A 15,222-nucleotide genomic window follows, 5' to 3' on the forward strand; every position below is an offset into this window, starting at 1 on the left:
CGGTCGATCCGGTAAGGCGTGACGGACGCATGAGTAAGGTGTGAAGGAAGCCAGGGCAGCTTACGGGTCAGGTGCCCTCATACATTTTCCAAGCGGGCCGGGATCCCGGCCGTCAGAGGGGGGTGGCAGGATCGGAACCATGCGAGATGCGCTCGACGCCACCCCCTACGACGCCCTGCTCCTGCTCTCCTTCGGCGGCCCCGAGGGCCCGGACGACGTGGTTCCGTTCCTGGAGAACGTGACGCGCGGGCGGGGTATCCCAAAGGAACGCCTCAAGGCAGTCGGACAGCACTACTTCCTGTTCGGCGGGGTCAGTCCGATCAACGACCAGAACCGTGCCCTCCTGGACGCCCTGCGCAAGGACTTCGCGGACCACGGCCTCGACCTGCCGGTCTACTGGGGCAACCGGAACTGGGCCCCGTATCTGACCGACACCCTGCGCGAGATGGTCCAGGACGGCAGACGCCGCATCCTCGTCCTCGCCACCAGCGCGTACGCCTCGTACTCGGGCTGCCGCCAGTACCGCGAGAACCTCGCGGACTCCCTGGCCGCCCTGCAGGCCGAGGGCCTCGACCTGCCCGAGGTCGACAAGCTGCGGCACTACTTCAACCACCCGGGCTTCCTGGAGCCCATGATCGAGGGTGTGCTCTCCTCCCTCGAAGAGCTCCCCGACGACGTCAGGGACGGCGCGCACCTCGCCTTCTCGACCCACTCCATCCCGACAGCGTCCGCCGACACCTCCGGGCCCGTCGAGGACCGCGGGGACGGCGGGGCCTACGTGAAGCAGCACCTGGACACGGCGCGGCTGATCGCGGACGCCGTGCGCGAGCGGACCGGCGTCGACCACCCCTGGCAGCTCGTCTACCAGTCGCGTTCCGGAGCCCCGCACATCCCATGGCTGGAGCCCGACATCTGCGACCACCTGGACGAGCGGCACGGAGCCGGTGTCCCGGCCGTCGTGATCGCGCCGATCGGGTTCGTGTCGGACCACATGGAGGTCCTGTACGACCTCGACACGGAGGCCAAGGCGAAGGCGGAGGAACTGGGCCTGCCGATGCGCCGCTCCGCGACCGTGGGCGCCGACCCGCGTTTCGCCGCCGCGATCCGCGAACTCGTCCTGGAGCGCGCCGCCACCGAGAGCGGGCAGGACGTCACGCCGTGCGCCCTTGGTGCACTCGGCCCGAGCCGGGACGTCTGCCCGGTGGGCTGCTGCCCGTCCCGTGCCCCCAGGCCCGCCGCCGCGGGCGCCGACAGCCCGTTCGCGTGAGGACTCCTGTGACCGACCCCCTGCTGCCCGAACTGCTCCGGCTCGCCCAGGAGGCGGCCCGCCGTGCGGGAGAGCTGCTGCGGGACGGCCGGCCGGCCGATCTCACGGTCGCCGCCACCAAGTCCAGCCCCATCGACGTCGTCACGGAGATGGACATCGCGGCGGAGAAGCTGATCACCGACGTGATCGCCGACCACCGTCCGGACGACGGTTTCCTCGGCGAGGAGGGTGCCTCCAGCGAGGGCACCAGCGGCATCCGCTGGGTCATCGACCCGCTCGACGGTACGGTCAACTACCTGTATGGGCTGCCCACCTGGGCCGTCTCCATCGCGGTCGAGCAGGACGGCGAGCGGATCGTCGGTGTGGTCGCGGCGCCGATGCGCGGCGAGACGTACCACGCGGTGCGCGGCGGGGGAGCCTGGGCCACCGGGGCCTGGGAGGGCCAACGCCGGCTCGCGGTCCGCCCGGCCCCGCCCCTGGAGCAGGCACTGGTGTCGACGGGCTTCAACTACGTCACAGAGGTCAAGGCACACCAGGCCGAGGTCGCCCGGCAGCTCATCCCGCTGCTGCGTGACATCCGGCGCGGCGGCTCGGCGGCGGTGGACCTGTGCGACGTGGCGGCGGGCCGCCTGGACGGCTACTACGAGCGGGGTCTCAACGCCTGGGACGTCGCGGCGGGTGACCTGATCGCCCGAGAAGCGGGCGCGCAGACAGGTGGACGCCCCGGAGAGCGCCCGTCACGCGATCTGACGGTCGCGGGCACCCCCGGCGTCTTCGAACCCCTCCAGCGCCTCCTGGAGGACTTCGGCGCCTGGCACGACTGACCGACACCAGCCGCCGAAGCCAACGGCGCGGGCCCACCAAGGCCCACCGCCCCCCCAGGCCTCCGGGCGTGAGAGAGCCTTGGCGTCCCGGAGGCGAACGAACAAAAAAAGAGGGAGTCCCGGCACTGGATCGATGCCGGGGCTCCCTTTTTCTCTTCTACGGGCTGATCAGACGCTGGCCGCGCCGACCTCCACACCGTGTTCGGCGGCTAGGCGGCGCAGGTCGTCGAGCTCGGCCTGTTCCACCTCGACGAGGAAGTCGTCGCCCTCGTCGCGAGCCCGCGTCAGGTCGGTCTCGGTCGCCCTTATGCGCTGCAGAAGTCCTGCGGTGAATGCGTCCATGCTGCGCCCCCTCGTCCTGGGTCGTGGGTCGATGGCACGGGGGTGTGCCGTTCGGAAGGGGCGATCACGTCTCCAACTGGGTGCCCAGCGCTGCCCTGCCGGGCGGCGACGGTGCCGGACACCCACGCCCGCTCTGCGGAAAGCGGTTCGTTGTGCCACTAGGTGTCATGGCACACGCAGAGGGTGATCGCGGGGTGTAAAACCGTCCTCCCCCCGCTCCTTTCCGGGGAAACCTCAACCCACCAAGAATTCTTCCCTCCGGCGGGACGGGAGCGACTCCGGCCGCCCGGCAAGGCGTCATACGGTGATCGTCCGGAGCCCTCTTACAACCGGTTTACGGGCGAAAGCGGCAGGATGGAGGCCTGACCACACGAACAGATTCCGCCAACGTGCCGTACCGGCCCGCCGGCGACCCCGAGGAAGGACAAACGACGTGCGCGTACTCGTCGTCGAGGACGAGCAGCTGCTCGCCGATGCGGTGGCCACCGGACTGCGCCGGGAGGCCATGGCCGTCGACGTCGTGTACGACGGTGCGGCGGCCCTGGAACGAATCGGCGTCAACGACTACGACGTGGTCGTCCTCGACCGCGACCTGCCGTTGGTGCACGGTGACGACGTCTGCCGCAAGATCGTCGAACTCGGCATGCCCACGCGCGTGTTGATGCTCACGGCTTCCGGAGATGTCAGTGACCGGGTCGAGGGGCTGGAGATCGGCGCCGACGACTACCTCCCCAAGCCCTTCGCCTTCAGCGAGCTGACGGCACGCGTGCGTGCCCTCGGCCGGCGTACGAGTCTGCCGCTGCCGCCCGTCCTGGAGCGTGCCGGGATCAAGCTCGACCCGAACCGCCGCGAGGTCTTCCGCGACGGCAGGGAAGTCCAGCTCGCGCCCAAGGAGTTCGCCGTCCTGGAGGTGCTGCTGCGCAGCGAGGGCGCGGTCGTCTCCGCGGAGCAGCTCCTGGAGAAGGCATGGGACGAGAACACCGACCCGTTCACCAACGTCGTACGCGTGACGGTGATGACCTTGCGCCGCAAGCTGGGTGAGCCTCCCGTGATCGTCACTGTGCCGGGTTCCGGCTACCGGATCTGAGACTCTGAGAACTCGATGGCGACGACACCCGTCCCCCCGAAGGCACCTCCGAAGCCCACCTGGGACCCGAGGAAGCCACAGCAGCTGCCGCTGCCCTGGCTGCGCCCGACCATCCGCATACGGCTGACGCTGCTCTACGGCGGCATGTTCCTGATCGCCGGCATCCTGCTGCTGTCGATCATCTATCTGCTGGCCGCCCAGGCCATCCGCGGAGGCAACACCCAGTCCTTCGAGATCTCTGGCAGCGGCGTCAGCATCACCAGCGAGACGTGCCCGGTGCTGAACGCCGCGACCAACGACGAACAGCGCAACGCCGCGCTCAAGGTGTGCAACGACGTGCTGCGGCAGCATGCCCTGGACGACCTGCTCAGCCGCTCCCTGCTCACGCTGCTGGGCCTCGCCGTTATCGCCTTCGCCTTCGGCTATGCCATGGCCGGCCGGGTCCTGACGCCGCTCGGCCGGATCACCCGCACCGCCCGTGCGGTGGCCGGCTCGGACCTGTCCCGCCGGATCGAGCTGGACGGCCCCGATGACGAGCTGAAGGAGCTGGCGGACACCCTCGACGACATGCTGGAGCGTCTTCAGCGGGCGTTCACCGCCCAGCAGAGGTTCGTCGGCAACGCTTCGCACGAGCTGAGAACGCCGCTCGCGATCAACCGCACGCTTCTTGAGGTGCATCTGTCCGACCCGGCGGCGCCGCCGGAGCTCCAGCAGCTCGGCAAGACCCTGCTGGCCACCAACGAACGCAGTGAGCAGCTTGTCGAGGGCCTGCTGCTGCTCGCCCGCAGCGACAACCAGATCGTCGAGCGCAAACCGGTCGACCTCGCCGAGGTCGCCACCCAGGCCGTCGACCAGACGCATGCCGAGGCCGACGCCAAGGGGGTCGAGTTCGGTGGGAAGCGCGATCCCGCGGTCGTCCAGGGCAACGGCGTACTGCTGGAGCGGATCGCGCTGAACCTCGTGCAGAACGCGGTGCGGTACAACGTGGCGGAGGGCGGCTGGGTCGAGGTGACCACAGAGGTCCAGCACGGGCAGGCGGTGCTGGTTGTCTCGAACACGGGTCCTGTGGTCCCTGCGTACGAGATCGACAACCTCTTCGAGCCCTTCAGGCGGCTGCGTACGGAGCGTACGGGCAGCGACAAGGGTGTGGGCCTCGGACTGTCGATCGCGCGCTCTGTGGCGCGTGCTCACGGCGGTCACATCTCGGCCCAGCCACGTGAGGGGGGTGGGCTCGTGATGCGAGTCGCCCTGCCGATCTGAGATCATGTCGCCGACACGCGAGGATGTTCGCTTTGCGCGGAATTTCCGGGGTACTCTCCCGGCGGCCTCGTGTGTGATCGATCACAAGGGCGAATTTCCGGCCATCTACTCTCCGTGATCATGAAAGCCGTCGTAAGGCCCGGTAAATCCGGGTTTTCGGGGGTCTTGATCACGGGAAGTACACGGTGGGGGCCTTTGAAGTGCGGCATTCGGACCGTGTACGGTCCCGATCGCCATCCATGCCGATCTCTCTTGAGGGGGTCGGTTGGGTGTCGATTGAGTAACAGACCTTGATGTGAGGCAAAATCTCCGCCTCAGGTCGGGCACAAGTCCGGCCTCTCACGCGTTACCTGCGCTGAGACACCGCAGACACCCAGAGGGGGAGAGCGCGACATGGCAACGGATTACGACACCCCACGCAAGACCGACGACGACGTCGACTCGGACAGCCTTGAAGAACTGAAGGCCAGGAGGAACGACAAGTCGACTTCCTCCGTTGACGTCGACGAGTTCGAGGCCGCCGAGGGCCTCGAACTGCCCGGAGCGGACCTCTCGAACGAGGAGTTGGCCGTCCGGGTGCTGCCCAAGCAGCAGGACGAGTTCACTTGCATGAGCTGCTTCCTGGTGCACCACCGCAGTCAGCTGGCCCGCGAGAAGAACGGTCAGCCGATCTGCCGCGACTGCGACTGAGGCAGGGTCGGCCGTGACTGGCTCGACCCCTCCTTGGAAGCGCCGCTTCCCCATGCGGGGAGCGGACCAGGGGCCGCCGGACGGCCCTCACGGTATGCGTGACGACGAGCGGGGCTCATCCGGTACAGGATCGGCCTCGCTCGAACCGGCCGACAGGCCGGCCGGCCACGGGGTTGACCTCCCGGTGTCGGCCGAGCCTTCCGCACCCGTCGCCGGGCGACGGACGGACACGATCCGGGAGAAGGCCAGGGAAGGCGTCCGCAAGGGCGGCAGCCGGGCCAGGGCGAGCTTGGCGTACCTCACCGACCGGATCATCGAGAACGCACCGCGTATCCCCGTACGCGACCTCGCCACCCTTCGCAGACAGTTCCCGGGCCTCGGGCCCGAACAGCTTGCGGACAAGCTCGTCGCCGGCGCCGCGAGCGCGACGGCGACCGTCGGGGCGGGCGTCGGGGCGGCGGCGATGCTGCCGGTGCCGCCGGCCATGCCGACCGAGCTGGCCGCCGAGATCACCGGTGTGGCCGCGATCGAGCTGAAACTGATCGCCGAGCTGTACGAGGTCTACGGCGTACGGCCGCCGGGCAGTCTGAAGCAGCGCAGCGCCACGTACCTGAACTCGTGGTCGGGTGAGCGCGGGATCGACGTGACGAAGCCGTCGACGATCAACTCGGCCCTCGGCAGCCAGATGAAGCGCGAACTGCGCCAGCAGATCATGAAGCGGATGGTCCGGAACCTGCCCAACCTGATCCCGTTCATGGTGGGCGCCGCCGTGGGCGCGGTCATGAACCGGCGCGACACCAGGAAACTCGCGGAACGCATCCGCAAGGACCTGCGTGGACTCCAGGTCCCCTGGGACCGTCTCCCGGAGCTGCCCCCGCTGGAGCCGCCTGTGGACGCCCTGGACCTCGGGGACGGCCCGAAGGAACTCGGGACATAACGGCCTGCGGGGGCATGGACACCCTCGGGCGCAGGTGCGGCGGGCAAGTCTTTGCCCGCCGCCGCGCAAGATTTTGCCGACGCGCGCCGAGCCGCCGCTCCGCCCGGTTCAGCCCGCGTCGCGCGTGGCAGCCGCCCGCGCCGACTCCAGCGCCGCCACCAGCTGGTCGGGTTCCCGCGTCGACAGGTACAGGTAAGGGGTGGGGTCCGTGGGGTCCGTGACCTGGACACGCAGCGCGGTGGGGATGTAGGCGCGCAGGAGCATGAAGGCGCGGGTGTCGGCCTTGTGCGTGCGCCAGGCGCGGGCCTCCTCCGCGTCCAGGATCTCCGCCTCGCCCAGGGCTGTCACCGGAATCTTCGCCTCGCCCGCGATCAACGCGCCGCCCACGATCCGGATGCGGACCGAGCCGTACGAACTCGCCGCCACCGAGGCCGCCGCCGTGCCGCCCACCAGGCCGCCGAGCAGGGGCAGCGTGCCGAACGGGAGCAGGATCAGGGCGAAGGAGACGCCGACCAGGAAGGAGATCAGCCACCAGGAGCGGGGAGCCGTGAGGCGTTCTTCGTAGGGGGAGGCGGAAAGCAGCATGGAGCCAAGCTTGGCACGGTGTCCGCCGACGGCCGACTCGCGGGTAAGGTCTGCGGCTGTGAGTGGTACTTCCGCAGCGCTGAACCCGCCCGCCGACGCCGAGGCGCCCGTGCGGCACCCGGACGCGCCCGCGCCCGGAGAGCTCCTCGGTGCGCACTACGAACAGTGTTTCGGATGCGGCGGCGACCAGACCCACGGGCTGCACCTCGCCGCGCGTGCCGGGGACGGGGTCACGGTCACCGCCGAGTTCACCGTGCGGGAGGCCCACCAGGGCGCCCCAGGCCTCGCCCACGGCGGGGTGCTCGCCAGTGCGCTGGACGAGACGCTCGGCTCGCTGAACTGGCTGCTGCGCACCATCGCGGTGACCGGACGGCTGGAGACCGAGTTCGTCCGGCCCGTGCCCGTCGGCACCCTGCTGTACCTGGAGGCCGAGGTCACGGCCGTGGCCCGGCGGAAGATCTACTCAACGGCCACCGGACGCATCGGTGGCCCCGACGGGCCCGTCGCGGTGCGCGCCGACGCCCTCTTCATCGAGGTCAAGGTCGACCACTTCATCGACAACGGCCGCCCGGAGGAGATCCAGGCCGCCATGAGCGACCCGGACCAGGTCCGGCGCGCCCGCGCATTCGAGGTGAACCCGTGAGCCCCGCCCCCATGGGCCTTGAGCCCCTGGACGTTCTCATCCGCCGCGTCGATCCGGACGTACCGCTTCCGGCGTATGCGCAGCCCGGCGACGCCGGTGCCGATCTGCGAACGACTCAGGGGTGTGAACTGGCGCCCGGAGAACGGGCCGTTCTGCCCACCGGGGTGTCTGTCGCGCTCCCGGACGGGTACGCGGCCTTCGTGCACCCTCGTTCGGGTCTCGCGGCCCGCTGCGGTGTAGCTCTGGTGAATGCCCCGGGGACGGTTGATGCCGGGTACCGTGGGGAGATCAAGGTGATCGTGGTGAATCTCGACCCGCACGAACCCGTGCGATTCGAGCGCTTCGACAGGATTGCCCAACTGGTCGTCCAGCAGGTCGAGAAAGTCCGCTTCCGGGAGGTCGCGGAACTTCCCGGCTCGGCGCGGGCCGAGGGGGGCTTCGGGTCCACCGGTGGTCACGCCTCGGTGGGCGGTGCGAGCGGTCACAGCGGTCAGGCCGCAGTAAGCGGCACAACGGGTGGGAATCGATACGCATCGGTCGTATCCGACCGGGAAGGACAGTGACGTGTTCGGACGTCGCAAGAAGAAGGGTGCCGCCGAGGACGCGGCCGGCGAGGCCGAGCAGGTCGTCGACAGCGTCGACTCTGAGGCGGACGAGGAAGCAGCGGGCGGGCGTGGGCGCGTCCGGCTGGAGCCGGAGCCCCGCCCCGACGGGCCCTGGGACGACACCGAGGTGCGCGAGCCCAGCGAGGGCCGTGTGGACCTCGGCGGACTGTTCGTGCCCGGGGTCGACGGGATGGAACTGCGGGTCGAGGTCGCGGGCGACGCGATCGTCGCGGCGACCGTCGTGCTGCGCGACAGCGCCGTACAGCTCCAGGCCTTCGCCGCGCCCAAGCGCGAGGGCATCTGGGGCGAGGTGCGCGAGGAGATCGCCAGCGGCATCACCCAGCAGGGTGGCATCGTCGACGAGGTCGAAGGGCCGCTCGGGTGGGAGCTGCGTGCGCAGGTTCCGGTGCAACTGCCGGACGGCACGGGCGGTTTCCAGGTCGTGCGGTTCGTCGGTGTGGACGGTCCGCGGTGGTTCCTGCGGGGTGTCATCTCCGGGCAGGGGGCCGTGCAGCCGCAGGCCGCCGGTCTGCTGGAGCAGATCTTCAGGGACACGGTCGTCGTCCGTGGCGAGGGGCCGATGGCACCTCGCGACCCGATCGTCCTGAAGCTGCCGAACGACGCTCAGATGGTGCCCGAGGGCGTCCAGCAGGAAGAGCAGGCCGGCTCCCGCTTCGGTGGCGGCATGGGCCAGCTGCAGCGCGGACCGGAGATCACCGAGGTTCGCTAGCCGCATCACTTTGCACAGCACGGGCCGTACTCCTGCACCGAGGAGTGCGGCCCGTGCCGCGTTCGCCGGTACGTCAGGGATGCGTCAAGGACGCACGTCGGACCGCTTCCCGTCCCTTTTGACGACATTGTTGGACGTAAGGTCGACGCTGCGTGAGCAGCAGACACGGGAAGACAATGAGGCCATGGGACGCGGCAAGCTTCGGATCTACCTCGGTGCGGCACCGGGCGTCGGCAAGACGTACGCGATGCTGTCCGAGGCGCACCGCCGTGTCGAGCGGGGGACGGACTGTGTGGTCGCCTTCGTGGAGCACCACAACCGGCCGCGTACGGAGGTGATGCTGCACGGGCTGGAGCAGATCCCGCGCCAGGAGCTGGCCTACCGCGGGTCCGTGTTCACCGAGATGGACGTGGACGCCGTGCTCACCCGTCGGCCGCAGGTCGCCCTGGTGGACGAGCTGCCGCACACCAACGTTCCCGGCTCGCGCAACACCAAGCGCTGGCAGGACGTGGAGGAACTGCTGGCCGCGGGTATTGACGTGATATCGACCGTCAACATTCAGCATCTGGAGTCGTTGGGTGATGTGGTTGAGTCGATCACTGGTGTACGTCAACAGGAGACAGTCCCGGACGAAGTGGTCCGGCGTGCGGATCAGATCGAGCTTGTCGACATGTCCCCGCAGGCGCTGCGACGCCGGATGGCGCACGGCAACGTCTACAAGTCCGACAAGGTCGACGCGGCCCTGTCCAACTACTTCCGGCCCGGGAACCTGACCGCGCTGCGGGAGCTGGCGCTGCTGTGGGTGGCGGACCGGGCCGACGAGTACCTGACCGAGTACCGCAGTGAGCACCAGGTCTCCAGGATCTGGGGTTCGCGGGAGCGGATCGTCGTCGGACTGACCGGCGGGCCCGAGGGCCGTACGTTGATCCGGCGGGCCGCGCGGCTCGCCGAGAAGGGCGCCGGCGGGGAGGTCATGGCCGTCTATGTCGCCCGCAGCGATGGATTGACCAACGCCTCGCCCAAGGAGCTGGTTGTCCAGCGGACCCTGGTCGAAGATCTCGGCGGAACGTTTCACCATGTGGTCGGGGACGACGTTCCGGTGGCGCTGCTGGACTTCGCGCGGGGCGTGAACGCCACGCAGATCGTGCTGGGCGTCTCCCGGCGCAAGACCTGGCAGTACGTCTTCGGGCCCGGGGTGGGCGCGTCCGTGGCCCGGGACTCGGGTCCCGACCTCGACGTCCACCTGATCACCCATGGCGAGGCAGGCAAGGGACGAGGGCTGCCCGTGGCCCGGGGGGCCCGGCTCGGGCGGGCGCGGATCATATGGGGCTGGCTGGTCGGTGTGGCCGGCCCCGTGGTCCTCGCGCTGCTGCTGAGCGATGTCGACCTCGGCCTCGCCAACGACATGCTGCTGTTCCTGGCGCTCACGGTGGCGGCGGCCCTGCTCGGCGGCCTCTACCCGGCGCTGGCCTCGGCGGCCGTCGGCTCGATGCTGCTGAACTACTTCTACACGCCGCCGTATCACCGGCTGACCATCGCCGACCCGAAGAACATCGTCGCCCTCGTGATCTTCTTCGGGGTCGCGGTCTCGGTGGCCTCCGTGGTGGATCTGGCCGCCCGGCGCACGCATCAGGCGGCCCGGCTGCGGGCCGAGTCGGAGATCCTCTCCTTTCTCGCGGGGAGCGTCCTGCGCGGCGAGACCAGCCTGGAGGCGCTTCTGGAGCGCGTCCGGGAGACGTTCGGGATGGAGTCCGTGGCGCTGCTGGAGCGGGCCGGTGACGTCGATCCGTGGACCTGCGCGGGCAGTGTGGGCACGCGGCAGGTGGTGGAACGGCCGGAGGACGCGGACGTGGACATGCCCGTCGGCGACCACATGGCGCTCGCACTGTCCGGACGGGTACTGCCCGCCGCCGACCGGCGGGTGCTGGCCGCGTTCGCCGCTCAGGCGGCCGTGGTGCTGGACCGCCGGCGCCTCCAGTCCCAGGCGGACCAGGCCCGTACCCTCGCCGAGGGCAACCGGATCCGTACGGCGCTGCTCGCCGCCGTCAGCCATGACCTGCGTACGCCACTGGCCGGGATCAAGGCGTCGGTCTCGTCGCTGCGGTCGGACGACGTGGCGTGGTCCGAGACGGACCGGGCCGAACTGCTGGCCGGCATCGAGGACGGCGCCGACCGGCTCGACCACCTGGTGGGCAACCTGCTGGACATGTCCCGGCTCCAGACCGGCACCGTCACCACGCTGATCAGGGAGATCGACCTCGACGAGGTGGTGCCGATGGCGCTGGGGGGCGTACCCGCGGACAGTGTCGAGCTGGACATTCCCGAGACGCTGCCGATGGTCGCAGTCGACCCCGGGTTGCTGGAGCGGTCGGTGGCCAACCTGGTCGAGAACGCCGTCAAGTACAGCCCGGACGGGGCGACGGTGCTGGTGGCCGCGAGTGCCATCGCCGACCGGGTGGAGGTGCGGGTCGTGGACCGCGGGCCGGGCGTGCCGGACGAGGCGAAGGACCGCATTTTCGAGCCCTTCCAGCGGTACGGTGACGCCCCGCGCGGGGCGGGGGTGGGGCTGGGGCTCGCGGTGGCCCGGGGCTTCGCCGAGGCGATGGGAGGCACCCTCCAGGCCGAGGACACGCCTGGGGGCGGGCTGAGCATGGTGCTCACGGTGCGCGCGGCGGGGACGGGCGCAGGGGACGGCGCGGGGGCCGAGCTGCTGCGGCGAGGCGGCGCGGGGGCCGTGGAAGTGGGAACAACAGTGCCGGCAGAGTCGGAAAGGCAGGTGTCATGACCCGGGTGCTGGTGGTCGACGACGAGCCGCAGATCGTGCGGGCCCTCGTGATCAACCTCAAGGCCCGCAAGTACGAGGTCGACGCGGCCCCCGACGGTGCCACCGCCCTCGAACTCGCCGCCGCCCGCCATCCCGATGTGGTCGTGCTCGACCTGGGACTGCCCGACATGGACGGCGTCGAGGTGATCAAGGGACTCCGGGGATGGACACGGGTGCCCATTTTGGTGCTGTCGGCCCGGCACTCCTCCGACGAGAAGGTCGAGGCGCTCGACGCGGGCGCCGACGACTACGTCACCAAGCCCTTCGGCATGGACGAACTGCTGGCCCGGCTCCGTGCCGCCGTCCGCCGGGCCGAGCCCACCGGGAGCGCCGACGACGACGTCATGGTGGAGACCGACGGGTTCACCGTCGACCTGGCCGCGAAGAAGGTCCACCGCGGGGGGCGCGACGTACGGCTGACTCCCACGGAGTGGCATCTGCTGGAGGTGCTCGTACGCAACACGGGACGACTGGTCAGCCAGAAACAGCTGCTCCAGGAGGTGTGGGGGCCGTCCTACGGGACGGAGACCAACTATCTGCGCGTGTACATGGCACAGCTGCGGCGCAAGCTGGAGGCGGATCCCTCGCATCCGAAGCACTTCATCACCGAACCCGGGATGGGGTACCGGTTCGAGCGGTAGAGCCCCGCCGGAGCCTGCCACTGCCTGCTCCCGAGAGGCGGACGTCCCCGGGGGTACGTCGGTGTCGGTGGGCGCCGGTACGCTTCAGGTATGAGTGCTGTTCCTCGATCCGAGAAGCCGACGGGCCGGTTTCGCCGCATGCTCGACCGGCTCTCCTCGTCGCAGGAGGACCTGGAGTCCGAGGAGCTGCGCGAGGACACCGCGACCGCGGGCTGTACGCGTATCGGGGACTGCCACGACCGACAGATAGTGACGGTTACTGGTACCTTGCGCACGGTCACGCTACGGCCGAGGGCGGGGGTTCCGGCCCTGGAGGCCGAACTCTTCGACGGCTCGGCCGCGCTGGACGTGGTGTGGCTCGGCAGACGTTCCATAGTCGGGATAGAGCCGGGGCGCAAACTGATCGCGTCGGGGCGGATCTCGATGAGCCGGGGCCGCCGTGTGCTGTTCAATCCGAAATACGAACTGAGACCCCTCGGACGGGAGTAGCCGGTGACGTCGCTCGACAAGCCGACCGAAGACGCCCAGCACGATTCCAGGGCGGTGACCGAGGCCGCGCTCTTCGAGGCGTTCGGCGGTCTGCGGGGCATGATCGAGACGGTCCTGCCGGGGCTGCTCTTCGTCACGATCTACACGATCAACAAGGACCTGCACTCGTCGGCCATCGCGGCCCTGGGTGTCTCCGTGCTGCTGGTCGTGGTGCGCCTCGCTATGAAGGACACCGTCAAGCATGCCTTCAGCGGTGTGTTCGGCGTCGCCTTTGGTGTCGTCTTCGCGATGATGACGGGCAATGCCAAGGACTTCTATCTGCCCGGCATGTTCTACACGCTGGGGCTGTCGCTGGCCTACATCATCACCACGCTGGCCGGTGTTCCGCTGCTCGGGCTGATCCTCGGCCCGGTCTTCAAGGAAAACCTCTCCTGGCGTACCCGTAACCCGGGGCGCAAGAAGGCGTATGCGAAGGCCAGTTGGGCGTGGGGCCTGATTCTGCTCGCCAAGTGCGCGATTCTCTTCCCGCTGTACCTGTGGGCCGACACGACGCAGTTCGGGTGGGTGCTGGTGGCGTTGAAGATTCCGCCGTTCCTGTTGGCGGTGTGGCTCACGTGGGTGTTCCTGGCGAAGGCGCCGGCGCCGATCGATGTGTTCGCGGAGATGGAAGCGGAGGAGCGGGCGGCGGAGGAGCGGGCGGCGGAGGAGCGGAAGGCCGCGGCTTCCTCTTCCGAGTAGGGAGTGGGCGGGGGTGGTTGTGGGGTTCTCTCGCCCCCGCCGCCCCTACCCGTCCCATCCCGTTCCCGGGGGCTGCGCCCCCAGATCCCTGCGGCCCTGAACGGGGCTCGTCCTCGAACGCCGGACGAGCTGACGGTGCCCCGTCGGTCAGTTCGGGGCCTCTTCCCTTCGTACCGACAAGAGGTCCTCCAGCTGTTCCTCCCTCGCCTGGGCGGCCACGAACAGGAGTTCGTCGCCCGCTTCCAGGGAGTCCTCCCGGGTCGGGGTCAGGACCCGGGAGCCGCGGATGATCGCCACCAGGGACGTGTCCTCCGGCCACTCAACGTCGCCTACCTGCGTGCCGGCCAGCGCCGACTCCGGGGGGAGGGTCAGTTCGACGAGGTTCGCGTCGCCGTGGCTGAAGTGGAGCAGGCGTACCAGGTCGCCGACGCTCACCGCCTCCTCGACGAGGGCCGACATCAGGCGGGGGGTGGACACCGCCACGTCGACGCCCCAGGCCTCGTTGAACAGCCACTCGTTCTTGGGGTTGTTGACGCGGGCAACGACGCGCGGAACGCCGTACTCCGTCTTCGCCAGCAACGACACGACCAGGTTCACCTTGTCGTCGCCCGTCGCGGCGATCACCACGTTGCAGCGCTGCAACGCCGCCTCGTCCAACGACGTGATCTCGCAGGCGTCCGCCAGCAGCCACTCCGCCTGGGGGACTCGTTCGACCGAGATGGCCGTCGGGGCCTTGTCGATCAGCAGGATCTCGTGGCCGTTCTCCAGCAGCTCGCCCGCGATCGAGCGGCCCACGGCACCGGCACCGGCAATGGCGACCCTCATCAGTGACCCGCCTCTTCTTCAGGGCCCTCGGCGAAGGACGCCTCGACCTTCTCGATGTCGTCCGTACGCATCATCACGTGCACGAGGTCGCCCTCCTGCAGCACCGTCTGCGAGGTGGGCAGGACCGCCTCGCCCAGGCGGGTGAGGAAGGCGACACGTACGCCGGTCTCGTCCTGCATCTTGCTGATCTTGTGGCCCACCCAGGCCGACGACGCGTGCACCTCGGCGAGCTGCACGCCGCCGGTGGGATCACGCCACAGCGGCTCCGCGCCGGACGGCAGCAGCCTGCGCAGCATCTGGTCGGCCGTCCAGCGGACCGTGGCGACGGTCGGGATGCCCAGGCGCTGGTAGACCTCGGCGCGGCGGGGGTCGTAGATACGGGCCGCGACGTTCTCGATGCCGAACATCTCGCGGGCCACCCGGGCGGCGATGATGTTCGAGTTGTCGCCGCTGGAGACGGCGGCGAATGCGCCCGCCTCCTCTATGCCCGCCTCGCGCAGGGTGTCCTGGTCGAAGCCGACGCCGGTGACACGACGGCCGCCGAACCCGGAGCCCAGTCGTCGGAAGGCGGTGGGGTCCTGATCGATCACGGCGACCGTGTGCCCCTGTTGCTCCAGGGTCTGCGCGAGAGCGGAACCCACTCTGCCGCAGCCCATGATGACGATGTGCACGACCGTCCTTCCGATCCGATGTCAAGGCCCGCCGTTGTCGACCTGGCTTGAACAGGGTCTCAGA

Annotated in this window: 17 protein-coding genes; 13 read left to right on the plus strand and 4 right to left on the minus strand. The window is 69.5% G+C overall.

The window, feature by feature from the left end; genetic code table 11:
• Positions 1–139 precede the first annotated feature (139 nt).
• Together RB628_RS14775 and RB628_RS14780 are read left to right on the plus strand one after the other, a co-directional pair.
• On the plus strand, positions 140–1,267 hold the full coding sequence (locus RB628_RS14775; protein WP_318320865.1) for a ferrochelatase: 1,128 nt from the start codon (positions 140–142) through the stop codon (positions 1,265–1,267).
• 8 nt (positions 1,268–1,275) lie between these two features.
• Entirely contained in the window at positions 1,276–2,091 is an 816-nt protein-coding gene (locus RB628_RS14780) for an inositol monophosphatase family protein (RefSeq protein WP_318320866.1), read from the plus strand.
• A gap of 168 nt (positions 2,092–2,259) precedes the next feature.
• Here the strand turns inward: RB628_RS14780 and RB628_RS14785 are convergent, their stop codons facing one another.
• Positions 2,260–2,433, minus strand: coding sequence for a hypothetical protein (locus RB628_RS14785; RefSeq protein ID WP_318320867.1), 174 nt, complete (start codon positions 2,431–2,433; stop codon positions 2,260–2,262).
• A 433-nt stretch (positions 2,434–2,866) separates the two neighbouring features.
• On the opposite strand from RB628_RS14785, the gene RB628_RS14790 reads away from it, so the two are divergent.
• From RB628_RS14790 to RB628_RS14805, 4 genes are all read left to right on the plus strand, one after another.
• Positions 2,867–3,520, plus strand: a complete 654-nt coding sequence (locus RB628_RS14790) for a response regulator transcription factor (RefSeq protein WP_318320868.1) — start codon at positions 2,867–2,869, stop codon at positions 3,518–3,520.
• A gap of 15 nt (positions 3,521–3,535) precedes the next feature.
• Positions 3,536–4,780: a HAMP domain-containing sensor histidine kinase gene (locus RB628_RS14795; protein ID WP_318320869.1), complete on the plus strand. Its 1,245-nt coding sequence runs from the start codon at positions 3,536–3,538 to the stop codon at positions 4,778–4,780.
• 393 nt (positions 4,781–5,173) lie between these two features.
• On the plus strand, positions 5,174–5,470 hold the full coding sequence (locus RB628_RS14800; RefSeq protein WP_003997302.1) for a DUF4193 domain-containing protein: 297 nt from the start codon (positions 5,174–5,176) through the stop codon (positions 5,468–5,470).
• Between the two features lie 13 nt (positions 5,471–5,483).
• Entirely contained in the window at positions 5,484–6,407 is a 924-nt protein-coding gene (locus RB628_RS14805; protein ID WP_318320870.1) for a hypothetical protein, read from the plus strand.
• Positions 6,408–6,515: 108 nt separating this feature from the next.
• Here the strand turns inward: RB628_RS14805 and RB628_RS14810 are convergent, their stop codons facing one another.
• A complete protein-coding gene (locus tag RB628_RS14810) occupies positions 6,516–6,992 on the minus strand; it encodes a DUF3093 domain-containing protein (protein ID WP_318320871.1) in 477 nt (158 codons plus the stop codon).
• Positions 6,993–7,050: 58 nt separating this feature from the next.
• On the opposite strand from RB628_RS14810, the gene RB628_RS14815 reads away from it, so the two are divergent.
• The 7 genes from RB628_RS14815 to RB628_RS14845 all read left to right on the plus strand — a co-directional run bounded on the left by RB628_RS14815 (position 7,051) and on the right by RB628_RS14845 (position 13,662).
• Positions 7,051–7,635, plus strand: coding sequence for a PaaI family thioesterase (locus RB628_RS14815; RefSeq protein ID WP_318320872.1), 585 nt, complete (start codon positions 7,051–7,053; stop codon positions 7,633–7,635).
• 11 nt (positions 7,636–7,646) lie between these two features.
• Positions 7,647–8,198 (plus strand): dUTP diphosphatase, encoded by a 552-nt coding sequence (gene dut, locus RB628_RS14820; RefSeq protein WP_318320914.1) that lies wholly within the window; start codon positions 7,647–7,649, stop codon positions 8,196–8,198.
• 1 nt (position 8,199) lies between these two features.
• Positions 8,200–8,970 (plus strand): DUF3710 domain-containing protein, encoded by a 771-nt coding sequence (locus RB628_RS14825; protein ID WP_318320873.1) that lies wholly within the window; start codon positions 8,200–8,202, stop codon positions 8,968–8,970.
• A gap of 184 nt (positions 8,971–9,154) precedes the next feature.
• Positions 9,155–11,755, plus strand: a complete 2,601-nt coding sequence (locus RB628_RS14830; protein WP_318320874.1) for a sensor histidine kinase KdpD — start codon at positions 9,155–9,157, stop codon at positions 11,753–11,755.
• Complete coding sequence (locus tag RB628_RS14835; RefSeq protein WP_318320875.1) at positions 11,752–12,435, plus strand: response regulator; 684 nt, start codon at positions 11,752–11,754, stop codon at positions 12,433–12,435. The genes RB628_RS14830 and RB628_RS14835 overlap by 4 nt, the downstream gene beginning before the upstream one ends.
• 90 nt (positions 12,436–12,525) lie before the next feature.
• Complete coding sequence (locus tag RB628_RS14840; protein ID WP_318320876.1) at positions 12,526–12,924, plus strand: OB-fold nucleic acid binding domain-containing protein; 399 nt, start codon at positions 12,526–12,528, stop codon at positions 12,922–12,924.
• A 3-nt stretch (positions 12,925–12,927) separates the two neighbouring features.
• Entirely contained in the window at positions 12,928–13,662 is a 735-nt protein-coding gene (locus RB628_RS14845) for a DUF3159 domain-containing protein (RefSeq protein WP_318320877.1), read from the plus strand.
• Positions 13,663–13,809: 147 nt separating this feature from the next.
• Here RB628_RS14845 and RB628_RS14850 read toward each other — a convergent pair whose 3' ends face one another.
• Together RB628_RS14850 and RB628_RS14855 are read right to left on the minus strand one after the other, a co-directional pair.
• Positions 13,810–14,487 carry a TrkA family potassium uptake protein gene (locus RB628_RS14850; RefSeq protein ID WP_318320878.1) on the minus strand — a complete coding sequence of 226 codons (678 nt, stop codon included), beginning with the start codon at positions 14,485–14,487 and terminating at the stop codon, positions 13,810–13,812.
• Positions 14,487–15,158: a TrkA family potassium uptake protein gene (locus tag RB628_RS14855; protein ID WP_318320879.1), complete on the minus strand. Its 672-nt coding sequence runs from the start codon at positions 15,156–15,158 to the stop codon at positions 14,487–14,489. The genes RB628_RS14850 and RB628_RS14855 overlap by 1 nt, the downstream gene beginning before the upstream one ends.
• Positions 15,159–15,222 lie beyond the last annotated feature (64 nt).

The organism is Streptomyces sp. ADMS, from assembly GCF_033441795.1.
Classification (GTDB): domain Bacteria; phylum Actinomycetota; class Actinomycetes; order Streptomycetales; family Streptomycetaceae; genus Streptomyces.